Below are 22719 nucleotides of genomic sequence, written 5' to 3'. Positions count from 1 at the left end.
TCCGCTGGACGCAGCCTTGCGTAGCTGTACCGGGTATCCGGAAAGGCTACGCAAGCAGCAGTCACAGGTGGTGCGGCACTTGAATGAGTGCAGCACCGAATGCGCAGTACCTAACGAAGACGGTAATAAGCATGAATCTTCACGAGTATCAGGGTAAGCAGCTGTTCGCTGAGTACGGCCTGCCAGTATCGACCGGTTACGCGGTAGACACCCCGGAAGCAGCAGCAGAAGCTTGCGACAAAATCGGCGGCAGCGAGTGGGTTGTCAAAGCCCAGGTTCACGCCGGTGGTCGCGGTAAAGCGGGCGGCGTCAAGCTGGTTCGCAGCAAAGAAGACGCTAAAGCATTCGCTCAACAGTGGTTGGGCAAGCGTCTGGTGACTTACCAGACTGATGCCAATGGTCAGCCAGTCACCAAGATCCTGGTTGAATCGTGCACTGATATCGCTAAAGAGCTGTACCTGGGCGCTGTCGTTGACCGTTCGAGCCGTCGCATCGTGTTCATGGCTTCCACCGAAGGTGGCGTGGACATCGAGAAAATCGCTCACGACACCCCTGAGAAAATCCTCAAGGCCACTATCGATCCACTGGTTGGCGCTCAGCCATTCCAGGGTCGCGAGCTGGCATTCCAGCTGGGTCTGGAAGGCAAGCAAGTTGCTCAGTTCGCCAAGATCTTCGTAGGTCTGGCCAAGCTGTTCAAGGATCACGACCTGGCTCTGCTGGAAGTGAACCCGCTGGTGATCAAGGCTGACGGCGATCTGCACTGCCTGGACGCGAAGATCAACATCGACGCCAACGCCATGTACCGTCAGCCTAAGCTGAAGACTTTCCACGATCCGTCGCAAGACGATCCGCGCGAAGCGCACGCTGCCAAGTTCGAACTGAACTACGTAGCCCTGGAAGGCAACATCGGTTGCATGGTCAACGGTGCTGGCCTGGCCATGGGTACCATGGACATCGTCAACCTGCATGGCGGCAAACCAGCCAACTTCCTCGACGTGGGCGGCGGTGCTACCAAAGAACGCGTTACCGAAGCGTTCAAGATCATCCTGTCCGACACTAACGTCGCTGCAGTATTGGTCAACATCTTCGGCGGCATCGTTCGCTGCGACATGATTGCCGAAGGCATCATTGGCGCTGTGAAAGAAGTCGGCGTGAAAATCCCGGTTGTTGTTCGCCTTGAAGGCAACAACGCTGAGCTGGGCGCTAAAGTACTGGCAGAAAGCGGTTTGAACATCATCGCTGCTACCAGCCTGACCGACGCTGCTCAACAAGTCGTTAAAGCTGCGGAGGGCAAATAATGAGCGTCCTGATCAATAAAGACACCAAAGTTATCTGCCAGGGTATTACCGGTTCGCAAGGTAGTTTCCACACCCAGCAAGCCATCGAGTACGGCACCAAGATGGTTGGCGGCGTAACTCCAGGCAAAGGCGGCACCGAGCACCTGGGTCTGCCAGTGTTCAACACTGTGAAAGACGCTGTAGCAGCCACTGGCGCCACCGCCAGCGTGATCTACGTTCCAGCTCCTTTCTGCAAGGACTCGATCCTGGAAGCAGCATTCGGCGGCATCAAGCTGATCGTTTGCATCACTGAAGGCATTCCTACCCTGGACATGCTGGATGCCAAGGTCAAGTGCGACGAGCTGGGCGTGATTCTGATCGGCCCTAACTGCCCAGGCGTGATCACTCCAGGCGAATGCAAGATCGGCATCATGCCAGGTCACATTCACTTGCCAGGCAAGGTCGGTATCGTTTCGCGTTCCGGCACCCTGACCTACGAAGCTGTGAAGCAGACTACTGACGCCGGTTTCGGTCAGTCGACTTGCGTCGGCATCGGCGGTGACCCGATCCCGGGTTCGAACTTCATCGACATCCTGAAGCTGTTCCAGGAAGACCCGAAGACCGAAGCGATCGTCATGATCGGTGAGATCGGCGGTTCGGCTGAAGAAGAAGCGGCTGCCTACATCAAGGCACACGTGACCAAGCCGGTTGTTTCCTACATCGCTGGTGTGACTGCTCCTCCGGGCAAGCGCATGGGCCATGCTGGCGCAATCATCTCTGGCGGCAAAGGCACTGCAGACGAGAAATTCGCTGCTCTGCAAGACGCAGGCGTTAAAACCGTGCGTTCGCTGGCAGACATCGGCAAGGCCCTGGCCGAGCTGACTGGCTGGGCTGTCAAGTAAGCCTCGCGCTTAGCTGACGCTCCACCAAACAAAGGCCACCTTCGGGTGGCCTTTGTCGTTTCCGGGGGTATGTGTTGCCAGACAGGCCCGCGATGGCGTCTTGACGGCAAACGGAGATTTAGATGCAAAAACACGACATGGATATGTCGCGCATCGGATAGTTCGCCCTGTAATAGTGCGTTTGTCAGACAAATTAGTTACGCTAGCCGCCATTTTGCGTTTGCTGCCCACAAGGACGCTGCGCGCTAAACGGGTCAGTCCTATACGGACCGACAGCATTTCCCTCACCCATAAGGGAAATCCCTCTCTAAATTCCGATTCAGTAGTGTGGTATTTCCTTAATGAAAGTGTTGAAAGGCCAGGACATCCTGGCACTCGGCTTCATGACGTTTGCCCTGTTCGTCGGGGCTGGCAACATCATCTTCCCGCCTATCGTCGGTTTGCAGTCCGGGCCTAATGTCTGGATGGCGGCGCTGGGCTTTCTGATCACCGCCGTCGGTCTGCCGGTGATCACCGTTGTCGCGCTGGCCAAGGTCGGTGGTGCCATGGACTCTTTGAGCAGCCCGATCGGCAAAATCGCCGGTGGTGTGCTGGCCGCCGCGTGCTACCTCGCGGTGGGTCCGCTGTTCGCCACCCCGCGGACCGCGACCGTGTCCTTCGAAGTGGGCCTGGCGCCGCTGACCGGCGAAAGCCCGCTGGCGCTGCTGCTCTATAGCTCGGTTTACTTCCTGCTGGTGTTCTTCATCTCGCTGTACCCGGGCCGTCTGCTGGACACCGTGGGCCGTTTCCTCGCGCCACTGAAGATCATCGCACTGGCCGTACTCGGTATTGCCGCGTTCGCCTTGCCGGCGGGTGACATCGGCACCGCCACACCTGAGTACGTTGCGGCACCGTTCTCCCAGGGTTTCATCAATGGTTACCTGACCATGGATACCCTCGGCGCACTGGTGTTCGGCATCGTGATCGTCAACGCCATTCGTTCTCGCGGCGTCGAGTCTCCAGCCCTGATCACGCGTTACGCGATCATCGCCGGGTTGATTGCCGGTGTCGGTCTGGCGCTGGTGTACGTGAGTCTGTTCCGCCTGGGGTCGGGCAGCCATGAAGTGGCTGTCGGTGCTACCAACGGCGCAGCGGTATTGCACGCTTATGTGCAACACACCTTTGGATCCCTCGGCAGCGGTTTCCTCGCAGTGCTGATCTCTCTGGCCTGCCTGGTGACGGCGGTCGGCCTGACCTGTGCTTGCGCCGAATACTTCAGTCGTGTGTTGCCACTGTCCTACAAGACACTGGTGATCATCCTGGCAGCGTTCTCGCTGCTGGTGTCTAACCTGGGCCTGACCAAGCTGATCGCGTTCTCGATCCCGGTACTGACCGCGATTTACCCGCCTTGCATCGTCTTGGTGGCGCTGAGCTTCTGCAAGGATTTCTGGCTGGAGCAAGGTCGCATCGTTGGCCCGGTGATGCTGGTGTCGTTCCTGTTCGGCATGATCGACGCGCTCAAGGGCGCGGGCCTGGCGGACTGGATGCCGACTCAATTGGCACACTTGCCGCTGGCCGAACAAGGTCTGGCATGGCTGGTGCCATGCGTCTTTACCCTGGTGGTTGCATTTGCCTGCGACCGTTTGCTGGGCAAGCGCAGCGAAGCTTTGGCTTAACGTTTCAAGGGCCCGTCACAAGCAGGCCTTGAGCAACAACAGAAATGCCCCGTATCAATCGATACGGGGCATTTTTTATGGGCGAGCGGCGGTGTCTTTTTCTTTGCGCTAACGTCGAAGCACTACCTGTAGGAGCAAGGCTTGCCCGCGATGAGGACATAACATCCGACGGAGTTGTCGACTGACACACTGCCATCGCGGGCAAGCCTTGCTCCTACAGGTTTCAACCTTGTCAACGCCTAACAGGGATACGCATGTCGTTCATCCACACCAATCTGATCCATATTCTTGCCGCGCTCTGGTTTGTTATCTGCTGGGGCGGTTACACCCGTTACGCTATCTGGAAGGGCCGCGATACCGCGTGCCTGGCCAGTGTGCTGCACCTTTACCGCGAAGACTGGATGCGCCGCATGCTGCTGCGCGACAACCGCATCGCTGATGCCAGTGTGGTGGGCAACCTGGAGCGTAACGCCTCGTTCTTCGCCTCGAGCACCTTGATCATCCTCGCCGGTATTCTCACGGTGCTGGGCTCTTCCGAGCGGGCGCTGTCGTTACTGGCGGACATTCCGATGGTTCAACAGGCTTCCCAGGGCATGTCGGAGATCAAGCTGCTGTGCCTGGCGCTGGTGTTCGTCTACGCCTTCTTCACCTTCAGTTGGTGCATGCGCCAATACAACTTCGCGGCGATCCTGATCGGCTCGGCGCCGATGATCGGTGAGCGCCATGTGTCCGAGCCGGAACGCAAGGCCTTCGCTTCGCGCGCCGCGCGGGTGATCTCGATGGCGGCAAACCAGTTCAACTTCGGTCTGCGCTCCTATTACTTCGGCATGACCATGCTCGCCTGGTTCGTCAGCCCGTGGCTGTTCATGTTGATGAGCGCGGGTGTGGTGCTGGTGTTGTATCGCCGGGAGTTTCACTCCGACGTGCTCGACGTAATGGTCTATACCCCTACAGAGGCGCCATTGCCTGAGGCGATCAAAGAGGTGGCCTGATGAGTATTCCGTTCTGGTGCGTGTTTATCAGTGCTGTGCTGATTTACGTCGCCCGCATACCGGTGGCCAAGGCCATGAAAGAGCAGGGTGGTTACAACAATCATCTGCCACGTGTGCAGCAAGCACAGCTCACAGGCTTTGGCGCTCGCGCGCTGTCCGCGCATCAGAACAGTTTCGAGGCTTTCCTGTTGTTTGCGGTCGGGGTGTTGATGGCGCACACCACACAAACGGCGGGGTGGCTGGTTGACGTTCTGGCAGTCATCTTCGTGATTGCACGGGTGATCTACTTGTTGTGCTACTGGGCAGACTTGGCCTGGCAACGAAGTCTGGTGTGGTTTGTCGGCCTGGTCTGTTCGTTTTTGCTGATGCTTAGTCCGACCCTGCGCACGGTGTTGCTCTAACATTTTAGTGACAAACACAATAAAGCCCGCACTTGGCGGGCTTTATTATTGCTGCACTAAAACCGATTAGTTGGTTTTAGGAGCGGCTTCTTCAGTAGCTGCTTTGGTCGAATCTACCTGAGCTTTGGCAGCATCGGCGGCTTCTTTCGCAGCGTCGCTCACTTTATCCTGAGCTTCACTCATTTTTTGCTGGACTTGTGCAGCAGGTTGGGTGGCTTCTTGAGCTTTGTCCTCGGTTTTTTTACCGCAGGCAGCGATGCCGAGGGAAGCGGTCAACATCAAGGCAATAGCTAAAGTCTTACGCATGGGGTGTTTCTCCTGGTGGAAAGTATCTACTTGCCCTTTCGAACGCACCGCCATGGGTTAAGTTCCATGTTTCCTACAGATATATAAGATTTATCTAGGAGGGAACTTTTTCTTAGTCCCTATGCTGCTATGCAACACCACTAAAAAGAGCCTTTATCGAATGATCGACAACCCCGTTTTCGAGCGAGCGACGCGGTTTTTATCGGCGCTGAGGCATTGCCAGGTGCTCGGGTTACGTGTGCACAGCGCAAGTAATGACGGGCTGACGGTCACGTTGCCGTACAGCCCGCAGATCGTCGGTAATCCGCAAACCGGTGTGATTCATGGCGGTGCCATTACCTCGCTGATGGACACCGCGTGCGGCATGGCAACGCTCTGTGTTTTGCCGGAGTTCGAGATTTGCCCGACCCTGGATCTGCGTATCGACTACATGCATCCGGCCGAGCCGCATAAAGAGGTGCATGGTTTTGCCCAGTGCTACCGGGTGACGACTGACGTGATCTTCACGCGCGGGTTTGCTTACCAGGATGATCCGCAAAAGCCGATCGCCCACGTGGTCGGGACCTTCATGCGCATGGGCAAAGGTGTCAAAGGCACCAAAGGTTTTGGTGGCGTCATCAGTGGTGGGACGAAATGACTGATAATTTCAAAGAGCAATTGCAGCAGGCCCACGAGCGTGGCGATTACGCCTCGCTGCTGCAGATGATTCCCTACGCCAAGCTGATCGGCGTCGAGTGCTCGCGATTGGGTGACGAACTGCTTTTTCGTTTGCCGGCGAACAAGGACAATATTGGCAACCCTTTGCTGCCCGCGATTCATGGCGGGGTGATAGCCGGGTTCATGGAGCTGGCGGCGGCCCTGCATTTGCTGATTTTCACCGGTTCCCCCGGTGTGCCGAAGATCATCGACTTCTCCCTCGATTATCTGCGTGCCGGGCAGTTTCGTGACACCTACGCCAAATGCCAGGTGTGCCGTCAGGGGCGGCGGGTCGCCAACGTTGCGATAACCGCGTGGCAGAGCACTCAAACCGAGCCGATTGCCACGGCGCGTGCGCATTTCAAGATTGAAGAAACGCCAAGCCCTTGAAATCCTCGGCATAGCCCCCAACTCTGATGACATCCCGCCGTCACCCCTTCAGGGTGCGGCCACTGCCATCCAATCGGAGTTTGATGACCATGAGCGTGGAAACTCAAAAGGAAACCCTGGGCTTCCAGACCGAGGTGAAGCAACTGCTGCACCTGATGATCCATTCGCTGTATTCCAACAAGGAAATTTTCCTTCGCGAACTGATCTCCAACGCCTCCGACGCTGTCGACAAATTACGTTTCGAAGCCCTGTCCAAGCCTGAGTGGCTGGAAGGTGGCGCCGAACTGAAAATCCGCGTGAGCTTCGACAAGGACGCGAAAACCGTCACTCTCGAAGACAACGGTATCGGCATGAGCCGTGACGATGTCGTGACCCACCTGGGTACCATCGCCAAATCCGGCACTGCCGATTTCATGAAACACCTGTCCGGCGATCAGAAGAAAGACTCGCACCTGATCGGTCAGTTCGGCGTGGGTTTCTACTCGGCATTCATTGTTGCCGATAAAGTTGACGTATACAGCCGCCGTGCCGGTCTCGCTGCCAGCGAAGGCGTGCACTGGTCGTCCAAGGGCGAAGGCGAATTCGACGTCGCCACCATCGACAAGGAAGACCGTGGTACTCGCATCGTCCTGCATCTGAAGTCCGCTGAAGACGAGTTCGCCGATGGCTGGCGTCTGCGCAACATCATCAAGAAGTACTCCGATCACATCGCTTTGCCGATCGAGCTGCCGAAAGAAGTGGCAGCCGCCGAAGGCGAAGAGAAACCAGCCGTTGAATGGGAAACCGTCAACCGCGCCAGTGCTCTTTGGACCCGTCCGCGTACCGAAGTCAAAGACGAGGAATACCAGGAGTTCTACAAACACATCGCTCACGATTTCGAGAACCCGCTGAGCTGGAGCCACAACAAGGTCGAAGGCAAGCTGGAGTACAACTCGCTGCTTTACGTGCCGGCCCGTGCTCCGTTCGACCTGTATCAGCGTGAAGCACCACGCGGCCTGAAGCTGTACGTGCAGCGCGTGTTCGTCATGGACCAGGCTGAATCGTTCCTGCCGCTGTACCTGCGTTTCATCAAAGGTGTGGTCGACTCTAACGACCTGTCGCTGAACGTCTCGCGGGAAATTCTGCAGAAAGACCCGATCATCGATTCGATGAAGTCGGCGCTGACCAAGCGCGTTCTGGACATGCTGGAAAAACTGGCGAAGAACGAGCCTGAGCAATACAAGGGCTTCTGGAAAAACTTCGGTCAGGTCATGAAAGAAGGCCCGGCTGAAGACTTCGCCAACAAAGAGAAAATCGCTGGCCTGCTGCGCTTCGCCTCCACCCAGGGTGAAGAGGGTGAGCAAGTGGTCTCGCTGACCGAATACCTGGCTCGCGCCAAGGAAGGTCAGGACAAGATCTACTACCTGACCGGTGAAACTTATGCACAGGTCAAGAACAGCCCGCACCTGGAAGTCTTCCGCAAGAAAGGCATCGAAGTGCTGCTGCTGACCGACCGTATCGACGAGTGGCTGATGAGCTACCTCAGCGATTTCGACGGCAAGAGCTTTGTCGACGTGGCGCGCGGTGACCTGGACCTGGGCAACCTGGACTCGGCAGAGGACAAGAAAGCCGCAGAAGAAGTCGCCAAGAGCAAGGAAGGCCTGGTTGAGCGGATCAAGACTGCGCTGGGTGAAACCGTCAGCGAAGTGCGGGTTTCCCACCGTCTGACCGATTCTCCGGCGATTCTGGCGATCGGTGAGCAGGACCTTGGCCTGCAAATGCGTCAGATCCTCGAAGCCAGCGGTCAGAAGGTTCCGGATTCCAAGCCGATCTTCGAATTCAACCCGGCTCACCCGCTGATCGAAAAACTCGACGGTGAGCAGAGCGAAGAGCGTTTTGGCGACCTGTCGCACATCCTCTTCGATCAGGCAGCCCTGGCTGCCGGCGACAGCTTGAAAGACCCGGCCGCTTATGTGCGCCGTCTGAACAAGCTGCTGGTTGAACTGTCGGTTTAACTGAGTTGTAGAAAAACCCGCTTCGGCGGGTTTTTTCATTCTGGCGTTTCTTTACGGGAGTGAGTCATGAGCCAAGTTACTGTGCGTTCCGTGGTCTATCAGATTGAGGGGCAGTCTTACGAAGGTCGTCTGGCGTTCGACGCCGGCCACACAGGCCCACGTCCGGGCTTGCTGATGGCGCCGAACTGGATGGGTGTCAGCGCCGGGGCCGAGAAGATTGCCCAGGAGGTCGCAGCCAAAGGTTATGTAGTGTTGATTGCTGACCTGTATGGGCAGTCGATTCGCCCACAGAATGGCGACGAGGCGGGCGCGGCGATGATGCCGCTGAAGAATGATCGTGCGTTGTTGCGCAAGCGCATGCAGGCGGCATTCGCTGCGTTGCAGAGCCAGGGTGAAGCAGCGGTCGATACGTCGAAACTGGCAGCGTTCGGTTTCTGCTTCGGCGGTTGCTGTGCTCTGGAGCTGGCCCGTACCGGCGCGCCGCTCAAGGCTGCCGTGTCGTTCCACGGTACGCTGGATACGCCGAATCCTGCCGATGCGAAAAACATCAAGGGCTCGGTGCTGGTGTTGCACGGTGCATCCGATCCATTGGTGGCGAAAGAGCAACTGCCGGCCTTCGAAGCTGAAATGAATGCTGCAGGCGTGGATTGGCAATTGCTCAGCTACGGCGGCGCGGTGCATTCCTTTACCGATCCGCACGCCAATGTGCCGGGCACGATGATGTACGACGCCAAGACCGCCAAGCGGGCCTTTGTGTCGATGCACAACTTGCTGGATGAAGTGTTCAACGGCTGACGCCCCAGTGATCGTTCCCACGCCCCGCGTGGGAATGCCTCAATGGACGCTCCGCGTCCGCTCTTGAATGTGGGAACGATCAGTTACAGAGGTGTCGGTGGAGCTGGTTTTGTAGGCAACTCGATCCGCTCACTCTCGCCCGGTACGGTTGGCCAATCACCGGCCGCCCAGCGTCGGCGGGCCTCATCGATCACCGCGGGATCGCTGGCGACGAAGTTCCAGTTGATCCGGCGCGGCCCGTCCATGGGTGCGCCGCCAAACAGCATGACGTGGCAATCGCTTTCGGCGAACAGGTCCATTTCTTCCCCGGCAGGCAGCACTATTAGCGAGTGCGGTTCAATCGGCTCGCCATTGAGTTGGGCTTCACCGTCCAGCACGTAAAGGGCGCGTTCTTCATGCTCGGTAGGGATCAGCAAGGTCGTCGCCGTTTTCAGCTCAAGCTCTGCGTACAGCGTAGGGGAAAGCACCGGCACCGGTGACTCCAGGCAAAAGCCTTTGCCGGCAATCATCCTGATCTTCACCCCGAGGTTATCGCTGACCGGCAGGCTGGCGGCCGGGTGATGGCTGTAATGGCCAGGACCTTGTTCGTGCGCTTTGGGGGAGGCCAGCCAGATTTGCAGGCCGTGCATCTTGAAGTCGGTATCCCACAGGGCTTTTGGAGTGCGCTCGACGTGAGCAATCGCACTGCCTGCGGTCATCCAGCTGACGTCGCCCGGTTTCACGATCTGGTCAGAGCCCAGGCTGTCCTTGTGCTGGAGCTCGCCTTCGAACAGGTAGGTGAGGGTGGACAGGCCAATGTGCGGATGCTGGCGGATGTTCATGCCCTTGCCGGCCGGGTAGCGGGTTTCAAGCATGTGATCGAAAAACACGAAAGGCCCGACGCTTCGGCATTGGGCCGACGGCAGCGGGCGCAGGATCGGTTGGCCTTCGACATCTTCGGTGCGTGGGCGGATCACGAGCGGGCTGTTCATGGTGCATTCCAGGCTGTACGAGTGATGCCGCTGAGCATAACCCGCACAGCCTGTGTTTGCCGCTATTGGCTGAAGGCGCCTTCAGACAGGTGAGTCTCGATGGTCACTTCGCTGGTGGTCATCAGCTTGTGCACCGGGCAGCGGTCGGCCACACGATGCAACTCTTCACGCTGGGCGTCGGTGAGTACGCCTTTGAGGGTCAGTTTGACATGCAGGGCGTATTTGCCTTTCTGCTCCTGGCTGTTGTCGCGCTTGACCTCGACCGTGACGCCGGTCAGCGGGATTTCCTTCTTCTGTGCGTAGAGCTTGAGGGTCAGTGCCTTGCAGGCGCCCAGCGCTGCGTCGAAGTAATCGTGGGGCTCTGGTGCGGAACCTTCGCCGCCGGAGGCTTTGGGCACATCGGCGAAGAGTTGATGGTCGTCGATCTGGATGCTGTGACGAAAACCTTCGCTGGATTCGGTATTGACGGTAATGGTCATGACAAACCTCATGGGCAGTAAGAAAGAGTGTGCGTCAGAAATAGACCTTGCAGTTATAGAGCATCCAGCGATTCAGGTGTTCCACTCAGATTGAAATCATGGCGGCGCAATCGCGGGCAAGGGCTGGGCGCCCCCCCCGCTCCTACAGATCACACGAACCGTAGGAGCAAAGCTTGCCCGCGATGAAGTCGACCTGGTCTACCTTTGTAAACGCCCAATAAAAAACGCCCCGAACCAGTCGGGGCGTTTTCATGTGCAGCGAAGCAGCGGGGCGTTATTTGCCCTGCCAGCGCTTCAGGACCAGAGTGGCGTTGGTGCCGCCGAAGCCGAAGCTGTTGCTCATCACGGTGTTGATGGTGGCGTCTTCGCGAGTCTTGGTCAGGATTGGCATATCAGCCACTTCAGGATCCAGTTCTTCGATGTTGGCAGAACCTGCCATGAAGTTGCCTTCCATCATCAGCATGCAGTAGATCGCTTCGTGAACGCCGGCGGCGCCCAGGGAGTGACCTGACAGGCTCTTGGTGGAGCTGATGGCTGGAGCCTTGTCGCCGAAGACTTCACGCACGCCTTTCATTTCCGCGACGTCGCCGACCGGAGTCGAAGTGCCGTGGGTGTTCAGGTAGTCGATCGGCGTGTCGACGGTGGACATGGCCATCTGCATGCAGCGGATGGCGCCTTCGCCGCTTGGAGCGACCATGTCGTAGCCGTCGGAAGTCGCGCCGTAGCCGACGATTTCCGCGTAGATCTTCGCGCCGCGGGCCAGAGCGTGTTCCAGCTCTTCGACCACGACCATGCCGCCACCGCCGGCGATGACAAAACCGTCACGCTTGGCGTCGTAGGCACGGGAAGCTTTTTCCGGTGTCTCGTTGTACTGGCTGGACAGTGCGCCCATGGCGTCGAACAGGAACGATTGGCTCCAATGCTCTTCTTCACCGCCGCCGGCGAACACGACGTCCTGCTTGCCCATCTGGATCTGTTCCATGGCGTTGCCGATGCAGTGAGCACTGGTGGCGCAGGCAGAAGCGATGGAGTAGTTCAGGCCCTTGATCTTGAATGGAGTGGCCAGGCAAGCGGAAACCGTGCTGCTCATGGTCCGCGTTACGCGGTATGGGCCGACGCGCTTGACGCCTTTTTCGCGCAGGATATCCAGCGCTTCCATCTGGTTCAGGGTCGATGCGCCACCGGAACCGGCGATCAGGCCGGTGCGCGGGTTGGAAACCTGCTCTTCGGTCAGGCCGGAGTCAGCAATGGCGTCTTTCATGGCCAGGTAGGCGTAAGCCGCCGCGTGGCCGACGAAGCGATAGATCTTGCGATCGATCAACTCTTCGAGTGGCAGGTCAATGGAGCCGGAAACCTGGCTACGCAGACCCATTTCGGCATATTCCGGGTTGAACCGGATGCCAGGGCGGCTTGCACGCAGGTTAGCGGAGACGGTCTCTTTGTCATTGCCCAGGCACGAAACGATGCCCAGACCAGTGATAACGACGCGGCGCATGCGGATAACCCTTAGAAGTTGTCAGTGGATGTGAATACGCCGACCCGAAGGCCTTCGGCGGTGTAGATCTCGCGGCCGTCGACGCTGACCGAACCATCGGCGATGGCCAGGTTCAGCTTGCCCTTCAGGACGCGTTTGATCTGAATGTTGTAAGTGACTTTTTTAGCGGTCGGCAGAACCTGGCCAAAGAATTTCACTTCGCCCGAACCCAGGGCGCGGCCGCGGCCCGGCAGGCCTTGCCAGCCGAGGAAGAAACCGACCAACTGCCACATGGCATCGAGGCCCAGGCAGCCTGGCATCACCGGGTCACCTTCGAAGTGGCAGGCGAAGAACCACAGGTCCGGAGTGATATCCAGCTCGGCGACCAATTCACCTTTGCCGTACTTGCCACCCTCTTCGCTGATATGAGTGATGCGATCCACCATCAGCATGTTCGGGGCGGGCAGTTGCGCGTTACCAGGGCCGAACAGCTCACCGCGACTGCAGCGCAGCAGGTCTTCCCGGGTAAAGGCGTTTTGTTTGGTCATGCGAGCTCCTCAATAGTCCCATGCGGCAGGTGGGGCAAATCTTCCCGGCCGATCGAAGCGTTCATGCTTCGAACCGGCAGCCTACTCATAGACTATTGCGTTGTGGTGAAAGTCACAGCACAAGGGACATGAATGTACACTTGTGCACTGAAATTATTTTTCAAGCCCGATTCCGAGCTGTCAAGGTGCCTAAGACTGCCGCACTTTCGCCTTTCACGCCAGTCGCAGATGGAGGATCACTCCCCACTACCGTACCCAACGTTGCAGAATTTGCTGCAGATCAGCGCGTTTGAAAGGTTTGGCCAGATAATCGTTCATCCCCGCCGACAGGCAGGCCTCGCGGTCACCCTGCAGCGCGTTGGCGGTCAGGGCGATAATGGGCAGGTCCGTGCAGCCGGGCAATTGACGGATCTGTCGGGTGGCTTCGTAACCATCGATAACCGGTAGCCGGCAATCCATCAGAATCGCCTCGAAAATCAGGCTCTCGGCACTGCGTACCGCCTGCGCTCCATCGGTGGCGACGCTGACAGTAAAGCCCAGACTGCGCAGCATAGCTTCGATGACGGTCCGATTCACCGGATTGTCTTCTACCAGCAGCACATTGCGCCCCTCGCCGTGGTCGTTGCCGGCAGGCGTGCGCGGTGCCAGGGCCGGTGGTGTCTGCCTGGACCGCGCCAGCGGAATTTCCAGGGTGAATACCGAGCCTCGGCTTTCCTCGCTCTGGGCACGCAGTGTGCCGCCCATCCGCTCGGCCAGCGTGCGCGCAATCGGCAGGCCCAGGCCGGTGCCGCCGTAACGTCGGGAGATCGAGCTGTCAGCCTGCTGGAAGGCGTTGAACATCAACTCCAGGCTTTCGGCCGAAATGCCAATCCCGCTATCGCGCACGGTGCAGGTGAACCACAGCAGTTCGTGGTCCAGCGATTGCCACTGCGGCTCGATCGTTACCCGGCCTTTCTCGGTGAACTTCAAGGCATTGCCGATCAGGTTGACCAGGATCTGCCGGATCCGCGTCGGGTCGCCCTGTACCTGCAAGGCTTGCATGTCGTCCGGAATCTGCAGCTCCAGGCTCAGGCCGCGTTGCATCGCGCTGTGCTGGAAAGCCTGGGCGCAGCTGTTGATCAGCTCGGCGAGGTTGAACGGGATGTGCTCCAGCTCCAGGGCCGAGCGTTCGATGCGCGAGAAGTCGAGAATGTCGTTGATGACCTTGAGCAAGTGCTCGGTAGACTCCGACGCCAGCGCGGCGTACTCGATCTGCTCCTCGGTCATGTTGGTGGTTTCGAGCAGTTGCAGCATGCCCAGCACACCATTCATCGGTGTGCGCAATTCATGGCTCATCATCGCCAGAAAGTCGGACTTGGCGCTGTTGGCCTTTTCCGCTTCTTCGCGGGTCTGGATCAGTTGCGCCATGGCCTGATGCTGCTCGCGGCTGGCGAGCTCAAGGCCATCGGCGAGGTTGTTGATGTGGCGCGACAGGTCGCCCAGTTCTGAATCGTCGACGATCGGCAGCGGCTTTTTGTAGTCGCCTTGCTGAATCGCTTTCACCGCATTGCCCATGGCGCTGATGGGCTCCGACAGGCTGGCGGCCAGGCGCCGCGCCAGCAGGAAGGTAAAGAGCAGGGCAAACAGTGCGAGGATCGCGGCCTTGAGCAGGATCTCCTGTTGCCGCTGACTGAAGGCATCGTTGGACATGCCGACGACGACACGCCCCAGATAGTCTTCGGAAGGACCGATTGCCGGTGGTGGCCCCTGCAGGAAATCGTCGCTGAGCCTGATTCGTTGCAAGCGCACCGGTGCTTGAAACACTTCGATCTGTTGCGAGCGTTGGCGGTTTTCCGAAGGCTGCTCGACGTGCACCAAGACCTTGTTGGCGTTGTCCTGCACCTCGAGAAAACGCACGTGCGGCGTTGTCAGCGAGGCTTTCATCAGGCTTTCGAGCACCTCATTGTTGCCGGAGATCACCCCGTATTCGGTGGCCGGGGCCAGTTGATTGGCGATCAGTTGGCCGGTGTGGTTGAGCTCCTGGCGTAAATCCTGAATTCGCACGACGGTAAAGAAGCCGATCAGCAGCAACGTCAGCAGCAGCGCCGGGCCGAGGCTGATGATCTGGGTGCGGGTATTGATGCCCCAATGGCGACGCAGGTTCATGGGCGGTTTTCTCCTTCGGCCAACTGTGTTGCAACAGCCGTGGGGTCAATTTGTTCGATGCCTAAGGAACGAGCGACTTGCGGGTTACTTAATACCTTGAAGCGCTGCGGATAGAGGGTGCGCGGCCAGCTGGCCGGTGGACGGTCAAGCACGTTATCCAGAACGGCCAGCCAATCGCCTTGATCGCTGTAGGTGCTGGCCAGGCTGCCGGCCTTGACGAACCCGGCGTTGGGGCCGATCAACGCAAGCTGTCGGGCATAGCTGCTGAGCAGCAGATTCTTGGCGGTTTTGGGGTTGTACAGGTCAGGGTCGTCGAGCCCCAACAGTACGTCGCTGTTCTTCAACAGGGTTTGCAGAGGCCGGCTGTCATTGGTGTTGTCCCAACGCTCGGCGACGATCTCCAGCCCCAGCCGGTGCGCGGCGTGGTGCAGTTCCTTGAGCAGGAATTCGCTGTTCATCCCGTACAGCACGCCGACCCGTCGGACTTGCGGCAACAGGGCCTGGATCAGGTGAAGTTGGCGGCCTGGCGGTGGATCACTCCATAGCAGGCTCAGGTGCAGGGGCAGGGCATTACCCAGGCGCTGATGGGCTTGAAGGCGGCTGATGCGCAGCACCAGCGTCGCCGGCCCTTCGCTGTCTTGCAGGCGCCAGTCGAGGCTCGGCAGGTCAAGCAGGATCAGTCGGGTCGCGGCGGGTAGCCGGGACGGCGCGGGGAGGTCGGCAAGGCGTGCGAAGCGCACCGTGTCTTCGGGGCGCTGCTCGGCCAGGGCGCGGGTAAAGGCCTGCACGCCAGGACTGTCCTCGGCGCCGGTCAGCAACACGTCGGCAGCACGCACGGGCAAACTGCCCAGGCAGACAAGCAACAGTCCCCAAACCCAAGGCCGGCGGCTTCGGGGGGAGCGGGTACGTGTCTGGTTGAGGGCCATGTCAGAACTCTAACTCGGCGCTGAAGTAGAGCGCATGGCGCGAGTCGTAGTTGTTGTCGACGAAGGTGGTCGGCTGGCTGTCGAGGCGTTGTTGCAGGATACCGGCCAGTTCGAGATTGGCCTTGCCCAGCGCAATACGTTTGGCGATGCGCGTGTCGATACGTTCGAAGCGGTAGCCATTCAGTGCGTCGTCGCCATAGTAGAACAGTGCACTGTTCCAGCCGTTGCCCCAATCGCGTAGCCAACCGGCGGAGCCGCTGTTGCGTGCGCTGAATTGTTCGTCCAGAGGGTTACTGGCCGTGGCATCGACATAGGCGTAGGTCAGGCGCAGCCGGTCGGCGGTGCTGACACGCCAGTCAAGCTGGGTTTCAGAGCCGCTGAAGCGCGAGGCATTGCTGTTGCTGGCAATGTACTGATTGTTGCGCAGCGGCTCGCTGATCATGTCGGTGATTTCGTCGTAGAACAGTTTCACGTCGACGTTCAGCCCAAGGTCAGCGAAGAAGCCGTTATACCCCAGTTCCCGCGAACGCATGTGTTCTTGAGCGAGGTTGCCGGGACCTCGGGTCTTGACGAAGTAACGGGCACTGGACTGACCGTAGGCACCGGGGCTGAGGTTGGTCACCTGATAGCTCCAGTTGACGTTGTTCTCGAACATGTCGGGCGAGCGGATGGCCTCCGAATACACCGCGCGCAGGCCGTGGCGCGGGTTGATCAGGTAATTGATTGCCACGCGTGGGGTTAGCGAGTCGCCGACCAATTCGGTTTTTTCGTACATCGCACCGCCTTGCAACAGCCAGTGCTCGCTGGCACGCCACTCCAGTTGGCCGAACAACCGCCAGATAGAGTCGTCGAGAGTGCCATTGAAGTACGTTTCGGAGTCGGCCCGGTCGTATCGATAGTTCATGCCGCTGACCAGTCGCAGACTGTCGGACAGGCTCAGGGTGTCCTGCAATTCCAGGTCGTAGCGCGACTCGCGGGCACTCTGGTCGATGTCACCGCAGACCGTGCGGTTGGCGCCACCTTTCCATTGATCGAGCACTTGGTTGGCCAGTGCCTGCTCGGTCGGCGTGCCGTGCGGTGCACCAGTGCCGGTATAGCTTTCCATGTGCCGCGCCAGGCGCTCGGCATAGTTGGGGTCGAGCTGCCAGAGTTGGGTGAGCTGCGGACTGAACGACACTTCGGCGTCGCAGGCGCGCCAGACCTGTTGGCGATCCCAGTGCTGCGCCGAACCCTGGACGTAAAGGCTGTGATCCGGGTTGAGCTCCAGGTTCCAGCGCAACGAACCGGCGTAATCCTTGGCAATCACGTCAGAGTTGTCGCCCGCCGAGGTAATCCCGGAAAACACCGGGCGGTAGGTATAAGGCCGCTGGTTGGTGCCGTCTTTGGCATTCAGTTGCCAATCGATGCTTTGCTGCTCATTGAGCGTCTGGCTGACGGCCAGGTTGACGCGGTTCAAGCGGCGACTGTCGCGGTAGTCCGCTCCCAGGCGGTTCGAGTCGAAACCGTCATCTTCCTGGCCGGACAGCGACAAGCGCAGGTCGCCGGTCTCCCAACCGCTGCCCTGGCTGGCGTACCAGTCGTTGATCCCACGTTCACCGCGAGCGACTTTCAGCCGCGTGCCGTGGCTGTTGGCCGGTGCGCGGGTGATGATGTTGACCACCGCCATCAGCGCGTTGGCGCCATAGCTGACAGTGTTCGGGCCACGGAACACCTCGATGCGCTCGATGTCTTCCATGGCTACCGGAATGTCACTCCAGTCCACGGTCGCCAGACCTGCGCGGTACACCGAACGGCCGTCGATCAACACTTGCATGCGTCGCGCTTCGCTGGCGTTGGTGCCGTGATAGTTCACTGCGGCCTGGTTGCCGCTGACGTTACCGACCATCATCCCCGGCACCAGCCGCAGTAATTCGCTGATGTCGCGGGCGCCGCTGGCCTTGATCAGTTCGCTGTCGATTACCGTCATGCTCCCGGGCACGGCGGCCGCCGACTGTTTGAGTCGGGTGGCGGTCAATACCTGGGGCAGTGCGGTGTTGTCGAGAAACAGGTCATCGGCCAACAGCGGGTCGCAGAGCATCAGCGCCAGAACCAGCGAGGAGCGAAGGTGAGGAGGGCCAGCAGACACGGTACAGCCTTGATCGCAGTTGATTGCCGCGCATGTTAACCGAGCTGTTCGAGTTTTCCAGTCACGTTACCGGCATTTTCCCAGGTTTTGGAGGTCTGCTTCCTACAAGTGCCGCTAATTGATAGAGGGGCTGGCCGACGCTGGACCGCCCCGTATAATGCGGCTATCGCCACTGGTATGGATTAACGGATTGCATATGACTGAACAGCGCCCGATTGCGGTCCTGGGAGGCGGAAGTTTTGGTACCGCCGTGGCTAATTTGTTGGCCGAGAACGGTCATCAGGTCCGGCAGTGGATGCGCGACCCTGAACAGGCCGAGGCCATTCGGGTCAACCGCGAGAATCCACGCTACCTCAAGGGCATCAAGGTTCACCCCGCGGTGGAGCCGGTCACCGACTTGCTTGCTACCCTCAATGAGTGCGACCTGTGTTTCGTCGCACTGCCTTCGAACGCCCTGCGTTCGGTGCTCGCACCCTATGCCGAGCGTCTGAGCGGCAAGTTGCTGGTGAGCCTGACCAAAGGCATCGAGGCCCACACCTTCAAGCTGATGAGCGAAATCCTTCAGGAAATCGCTCCGCAAGCGCGCATCGGCGTGTTGTCCGGGCCGAACCTGGCCCGTGAAGTGGCCGAACACGCGCTGACCGCCACAGTGGTCGCCAGTGAAGACGAAGAACTCTGCCAGCGGGTCCAGGCTGCATTGCACGGTCGGACCTTTCGCGTGTACGCCAGTGCCGACCGTTATGGTGTGGAACTGGGCGGGGCACTGAAAAACGTCTACGCGATCATCGCCGGCATGGCGGTGGCGTTGGGCATGGGCGAAAACACCAAGAGCATGCTGATCACCCGGGCATTGGCGGAAATGACCCGCTTTGCGGTGAATCAGGGGGCCAACCCGATGACGTTCCTGGGGCTGGCCGGGGTGGGCGATTTGATCGTCACCTGTTCGTCACCGAAAAGCCGCAACTATCAGGTTGGTTTTGCCCTTGGCCAGGGCATGAGCCTGGAAGAGGCGGTGACCAGCCTTGGTGAAGTCGCCGAGGGCGTCAACACGCTGAAGGTGCTCAAGGCCAAGGCCCAGGAAGTCGGGGTTTACATGCCGTTGGTCGCCGGGTTGCATGCGATCCTGTTTGAAGGACGCACGCTCAATCAGGTGATTGAGCTGTTGATGCGCGGCGAGCCGAAAACCGATGTCGATTTCATCTCCACCAGCGGTTTCAACTGAGTACTCAATTTACAGAGGCAGGGAGCGAGACATGAACGATCCAAAAGTAGCAGCCAAGTACGAATCCATCCTGCTGCGCGTGCTGTGGATGCTGGTGTATGTGCTGGTCTGGCAAGTCGCGCAATTGATCCTCGGCGCCGTGGTGCTGGTGCAGCTCATCTATCGGTTGATCTACGGTGCACCGAACGCCGGCCTGATGAACTTCGGTGACAGCCTCAGCCAGTTCCTGGCGCAGATCGGCCGCTTCGGCAGTTTTCACAGCGACCAGAAACCTTGGCCATTCGCCGATTGGCCGACACCGCGTGCACCGGAAGGCGAGGCCCCGCACGCTGTACCGCCAGCGCCGCATCCGGCCCGTGATGAGGAGCCAAAGCTATGAAGCTCTGGGTGTTGCGCCACGGTGAAGCCGAGTCTCACGCCCGGAGCGATGCTGAACGGGAGCTGACTGCACATGGCCGCGAAGAAGTGCTGCGCAGTGCCGCGCAACTGATCGGTCAGCCGATTCAGGCGATCATCGCCAGCCCGTACATGCGGGCGCAGCAGACTGCGCAACTGGTGCGTGAGGTGCTGGGTTTTGAGCCGGAGATCCGCACCGAGACCTGGCTGGCGCCAGACAGCAATCCGTTGACCGTCGTCGATCGGCTCGACACGGAGGATAACGTCCTGCTGGTCAGCCATAACCCGCTGGTGGGGAGCTTGATCGGCTACTTGCAGCACGGTCATTTGCGTGCGCCGCAGCCGATGAGCACGGCCAGCCTGGCCGAGCTTGAAGCTGATTTGCCGTTGGCCGGGGGCATGACGCTCAATAGCGTCAAGAACCCCTAGCCCACAATCAATGTGGTGATAATGCTTGATGTGGCGAGGGAGCTTGCTCCCGCCGGCCGGTCCGCGCTCGGGCGAAGCAGTCGTCAATCAACCTGACAAACCGAGGTGCCGGTTTTAGGGGCGCTGCGCGACCCAGCGGGAGCAAGCTCCCTCGCCACAGAGCGACCGTGTTGTTCTCTTGATTTTTTGTATGAAATAGCCAACCAAGCAACTGCTTGGTTGGACTACGCTTGCCGCCACATCGAACAAAAAGGAGCGCATCGCATGTCCGCCGCTTTTCGTTTGCCGCTGCAAGTGTTCTACGAGCGTGAAGCTCGCCATCCCCGCCAGCGCTTTCTGGTACAGCCGATGGGCGGTGGTCAGGTCGAGACGCTGACCTGGGCCGACGTCGGCCATCAGGCGCGGTGCGCCGCTCACTGGCTACGCGCCCGGGAGCTGCCTCAAGGCAGCCACATTGCGCTGATCTCGAAAAACTGTGCGCACTGGATCATTGCCGACCTAGCGATCTGGATGGCCGGGCATGTCTCCGTTCCGTTGTACCCCAACCTCACTGCCGATTCGGTAGCCCAGGTGCTCGAACATTCCGAAGCCGCGCTGGCGTTCATCGGCAAGCTGGATGATTGGCCGGGCATGTCCAGAGGCGTCAGCGCCGATCTGCCGACCATCAGCCTGCCGTTGTGTCCCGCGGGTGGCTTCGATTTCAGTTGGGCCGACCTGCAACGCAGCTCACCGATACAGGACGACCCAACGCCCGACGCCGACCAGTTGGCGACGATCATCTACACCTCCGGCACTACCGGCTTGCCCAAAGGCGTGATGCACAGCTTCGGCAACCTGGGCTTCGCCACGACTCACGGCACGCAGTTGTTTGGCCTCAATGAGTCGGACCGGTTGCTGTCGTACCTGCCGCTGTGCCACGTCGCCGAGCGGATGTTTGTCGAGCTGGCGTCGATCTATACCGGGCAAACGGTATTTTTTGCTGAAAGCCTCGACACGTTTCTCAGCGATTTGCAGCGTGCGCGGCCCACGGCGCTGTTCGGCGTGCCGCGCATCTGGAGCAAATTCCAGATGGGTGTGTACAGCAAAATTCCGGCAAAACGCCTGGATTTCCTCCTTGGCTTGCCGATCATCGGTAAGCGGGTCGGGCACAAGGTGCTTGCAGGTCTGGGGCTGGATGCCTTGCGCATAGCCTTGTCGGGCGCCGCGCCAGTGCCGCAAGCCTTGCTGCACTGGTACCAGCGCCTTGGGCTGGAGGTGCTTGAGGTCTACGGCATGACCGAAAATTGCGGCTATTCGCATATTTGCCTGCCGGGCCAGAACAAGCCTGGCTGGATTGGCAAGCCGTGCCCGGAGGTGGAGGTGCGGATCGAGGATTCGGGCGAGGTGCTGGTGCGCAGTGGTGCGACCATGCTCGGCTATTTCAAGGAGCCGCAGAAAACCGCCGAGACGATCACCAAGGACGGCTTTCTGCGCACCGGTGACAAGGGCGAGCAAGACGCCGAAGGCAACTTGCGCCTGACCGGGCGGCTCAAGGAAATCTTCAAGACCAGCAAGGGCAAATACGTCGCACCGGCGCCGATCGAAAACCGTCTGGCGGTACATTCACGTATCGAACAGGTGTGTGTGGTCGGTGATGGCCTGAGTGCGCCACTTGGGTTGTGCGTGCTCTCGGCTGTGGGTTTGCAGGACGCCGCCAGCGTGGCGCGCAATGCCTTGCAGTCGAGCCTGGAAAGCTTGCTCGACGAGGTTAATGGCGCCCTTGATAAACACGAACGCCTGCGCCAACTGGTGGTGGTCAAGGACAGCTGGGCGGTGGAAAACGGCTTTCTCACGCCGACACTGAAGATCAAGCGCAACGTGATCGAGGCCGTGTATGGCGCACGGTTTGAAGAATGGAGTGCGCGCAGCGAAGCCGTGCTGTGGCAGGATTGACCTGAAATAAAACCAACGAAGGATGCAGTGATGACTCTGTGGCGTACCGCTCCCAACATTGAACAGCTGAACTCGATTCAGAAAAACACCATCGGCGAAGTGCTGGATATACGCTTCGAGGCGTTTGATGACGAGTCGCTGACCGCCAGCATGGTCATCGACCATCGCACCCACCAGCCCTACGGTTTGCTGCATGGCGGCGCCTCGGTGGTACTGGCCGAAACCGTCGGTTCCGCGGCCAGCTTCCTGTGCATCGACGCCAGCAAATTCTATTGCGTGGGCCTGGAAATCAACGCCAACCACTTGCGCGGCTTGCGCAGCGGTCGGGTAACGGCGGTGGCCAAACCGATCCACATCGGCCGCACCACACACGTCTGGGATATTCGCTTGAGCAGCGATGAAGGCAAGGCCAGCTGTGTGTCGCGGTTGACCATGGCAGTAGTGCCGCTGGGTGAAACACCACCGGCTCGTTGATTTTTGAGCGAGTAAGACTCGGTGATGAGAGGGTTTACTGTGGCGAGGGAGCTTGCTCCCGCTCGGCGGCGCAGCCGTCGTAAACCTGATTGACGCGGAGTGTCTGTCGATATGCGAGCAAAGGTTTTGGGGCCGCTGCGCACCCCAGCGGGAGCAAGCTCCCTCGCCACAACAGCTCGCACGGGGCTGA

The 22719-nt window shown here is 59.4% G+C and carries 22 protein-coding genes; 14 read left to right on the top strand and 8 right to left on the bottom strand.

Annotated features, from left to right (window positions below; genetic code table 11):
- The first annotated feature begins 131 nt into the window (after nt 1-131).
- The 5 genes from sucC (at nt 132) to AO353_RS01800 (ending at nt 5227) form a co-directional block, all read left to right on the top strand.
- Nucleotides 132-1298, top strand: coding sequence for an ADP-forming succinate--CoA ligase subunit beta (sucC, locus tag AO353_RS01820; RefSeq protein ID WP_007919879.1), 1167 nt, complete (start codon nt 132-134; stop codon nt 1296-1298).
- Complete coding sequence (gene sucD / locus AO353_RS01815) at nt 1298-2179, top strand: succinate--CoA ligase subunit alpha (RefSeq protein ID WP_017127973.1); 882 nt, start codon at nt 1298-1300, stop codon at nt 2177-2179. Before sucC ends, sucD begins: the two co-directional genes overlap by 1 nt.
- A gap of 341 nt (nt 2180-2520) precedes the next feature.
- A complete protein-coding gene (gene brnQ, locus AO353_RS01810; RefSeq protein ID WP_054593420.1) occupies nt 2521-3834 on the top strand; it encodes a branched-chain amino acid transport system II carrier protein in 1314 nt (437 codons plus the stop codon).
- Between the two features lie 254 nt (nt 3835-4088).
- The gene (locus AO353_RS01805; RefSeq protein ID WP_054593419.1) at nt 4089-4826 is read left to right on the top strand and encodes a DUF599 domain-containing protein; all 738 of its coding nucleotides are present in this window, start codon (nt 4089-4091) and stop codon (nt 4824-4826) included.
- Nucleotides 4826-5227 carry an MAPEG family protein gene (locus tag AO353_RS01800; protein ID WP_054593418.1) on the top strand — a complete coding sequence of 134 codons (402 nt, stop codon included), beginning with the start codon at nt 4826-4828 and terminating at the stop codon, nt 5225-5227. Before AO353_RS01805 ends, AO353_RS01800 begins: the two co-directional genes overlap by 1 nt.
- Nucleotides 5228-5293: 66 nt before the next feature.
- Here the strand turns inward: AO353_RS01800 and AO353_RS01795 are convergent, their stop codons facing one another.
- A complete protein-coding gene (locus tag AO353_RS01795) occupies nt 5294-5533 on the bottom strand; it encodes a hypothetical protein (protein ID WP_054593417.1) in 240 nt (79 codons plus the stop codon).
- A 160-nt stretch (nt 5534-5693) separates the two neighbouring features.
- On the opposite strand from AO353_RS01795, the gene AO353_RS01790 reads away from it, so the two are divergent.
- From AO353_RS01790 to AO353_RS01775, 4 genes are all read left to right on the top strand, one after another.
- Nucleotides 5694-6170, top strand: a complete 477-nt coding sequence (locus tag AO353_RS01790; RefSeq protein ID WP_054593416.1) for a PaaI family thioesterase — start codon at nt 5694-5696, stop codon at nt 6168-6170.
- Nucleotides 6167-6619 carry a PaaI family thioesterase gene (locus tag AO353_RS01785; protein ID WP_054593415.1) on the top strand — a complete coding sequence of 151 codons (453 nt, stop codon included), beginning with the start codon at nt 6167-6169 and terminating at the stop codon, nt 6617-6619. Before AO353_RS01790 ends, AO353_RS01785 begins: the two co-directional genes overlap by 4 nt.
- A gap of 89 nt (nt 6620-6708) precedes the next feature.
- Nucleotides 6709-8613 carry a molecular chaperone HtpG gene (gene htpG, locus AO353_RS01780; RefSeq protein WP_054598153.1) on the top strand — a complete coding sequence of 635 codons (1905 nt, stop codon included), beginning with the start codon at nt 6709-6711 and terminating at the stop codon, nt 8611-8613.
- Between the two features lie 66 nt (nt 8614-8679).
- Nucleotides 8680-9408 (top strand): dienelactone hydrolase family protein, encoded by a 729-nt coding sequence (locus AO353_RS01775; RefSeq protein ID WP_054593414.1) that lies wholly within the window; start codon nt 8680-8682, stop codon nt 9406-9408.
- Nucleotides 9409-9491: 83 nt separating this feature from the next.
- Here the strand turns inward: AO353_RS01775 and AO353_RS01770 are convergent, their stop codons facing one another.
- From AO353_RS01770 to AO353_RS01740, 7 genes are all read right to left on the bottom strand, one after another.
- The gene (locus AO353_RS01770; protein WP_054593413.1) at nt 9492-10379 is read right to left on the bottom strand and encodes a pirin family protein; all 888 of its coding nucleotides are present in this window, start codon (nt 10377-10379) and stop codon (nt 9492-9494) included.
- 62 nt (nt 10380-10441) lie between these two features.
- The gene (locus tag AO353_RS01765; protein ID WP_054593412.1) at nt 10442-10858 is read right to left on the bottom strand and encodes an OsmC family protein; all 417 of its coding nucleotides are present in this window, start codon (nt 10856-10858) and stop codon (nt 10442-10444) included.
- A 274-nt stretch (nt 10859-11132) separates the two neighbouring features.
- Entirely contained in the window at nt 11133-12353 is a 1221-nt protein-coding gene (fabB, locus tag AO353_RS01760; protein ID WP_019692305.1) for a beta-ketoacyl-ACP synthase I, read from the bottom strand.
- Nucleotides 12354-12364: 11 nt separating this feature from the next.
- Entirely contained in the window at nt 12365-12880 is a 516-nt protein-coding gene (gene fabA / locus AO353_RS01755) for a 3-hydroxyacyl-[acyl-carrier-protein] dehydratase FabA (RefSeq protein ID WP_010211704.1), read from the bottom strand.
- A 246-nt stretch (nt 12881-13126) separates the two neighbouring features.
- Complete coding sequence (locus tag AO353_RS01750) at nt 13127-15025, bottom strand: ATP-binding protein (protein WP_054593411.1); 1899 nt, start codon at nt 15023-15025, stop codon at nt 13127-13129.
- Nucleotides 15022-15951, bottom strand: coding sequence for an ABC transporter substrate-binding protein (locus AO353_RS01745; protein ID WP_054593410.1), 930 nt, complete (start codon nt 15949-15951; stop codon nt 15022-15024). The genes AO353_RS01750 and AO353_RS01745 overlap by 4 nt, the downstream gene beginning before the upstream one ends.
- Nucleotide 15952: 1 nt before the next feature.
- Entirely contained in the window at nt 15953-18076 is a 2124-nt protein-coding gene (locus AO353_RS01740; RefSeq protein ID WP_054593409.1) for a TonB-dependent receptor plug domain-containing protein, read from the bottom strand.
- A gap of 196 nt (nt 18077-18272) precedes the next feature.
- On the opposite strand from AO353_RS01740, the gene AO353_RS01735 reads away from it, so the two are divergent.
- The 5 genes from AO353_RS01735 to AO353_RS01715 all read left to right on the top strand — a co-directional run bounded on the left by AO353_RS01735 (nt 18273) and on the right by AO353_RS01715 (nt 22529).
- Nucleotides 18273-19298: an NAD(P)H-dependent glycerol-3-phosphate dehydrogenase gene (locus AO353_RS01735; RefSeq protein WP_054593408.1), complete on the top strand. Its 1026-nt coding sequence runs from the start codon at nt 18273-18275 to the stop codon at nt 19296-19298.
- 31 nt (nt 19299-19329) lie between these two features.
- Nucleotides 19330-19677, top strand: coding sequence for a DUF4389 domain-containing protein (locus tag AO353_RS01730; protein ID WP_054593407.1), 348 nt, complete (start codon nt 19330-19332; stop codon nt 19675-19677).
- Nucleotides 19674-20123 carry a phosphohistidine phosphatase SixA gene (sixA, locus tag AO353_RS01725; protein WP_054593406.1) on the top strand — a complete coding sequence of 150 codons (450 nt, stop codon included), beginning with the start codon at nt 19674-19676 and terminating at the stop codon, nt 20121-20123. The genes AO353_RS01730 and sixA overlap by 4 nt, the downstream gene beginning before the upstream one ends.
- 264 nt (nt 20124-20387) lie before the next feature.
- Nucleotides 20388-22055 carry an AMP-binding protein gene (locus AO353_RS01720; RefSeq protein ID WP_054593405.1) on the top strand — a complete coding sequence of 556 codons (1668 nt, stop codon included), beginning with the start codon at nt 20388-20390 and terminating at the stop codon, nt 22053-22055.
- 30 nt (nt 22056-22085) lie between these two features.
- On the top strand, nt 22086-22529 hold the full coding sequence (locus AO353_RS01715; protein ID WP_054593404.1) for a hotdog fold thioesterase: 444 nt from the start codon (nt 22086-22088) through the stop codon (nt 22527-22529).
- Nucleotides 22530-22719: the final 190 nt, after the last annotated feature.

The sequence above is a fragment of the Pseudomonas fluorescens genome (assembly GCF_001307155.1).
GTDB classification, from domain to species: Bacteria; Pseudomonadota; Gammaproteobacteria; order Pseudomonadales; family Pseudomonadaceae; genus Aquipseudomonas; species Aquipseudomonas helvetica.
The sequence above is the reverse complement of the archived record's forward strand: the minus strand, read 5'-3'. Positions and strand labels throughout refer to the sequence as shown.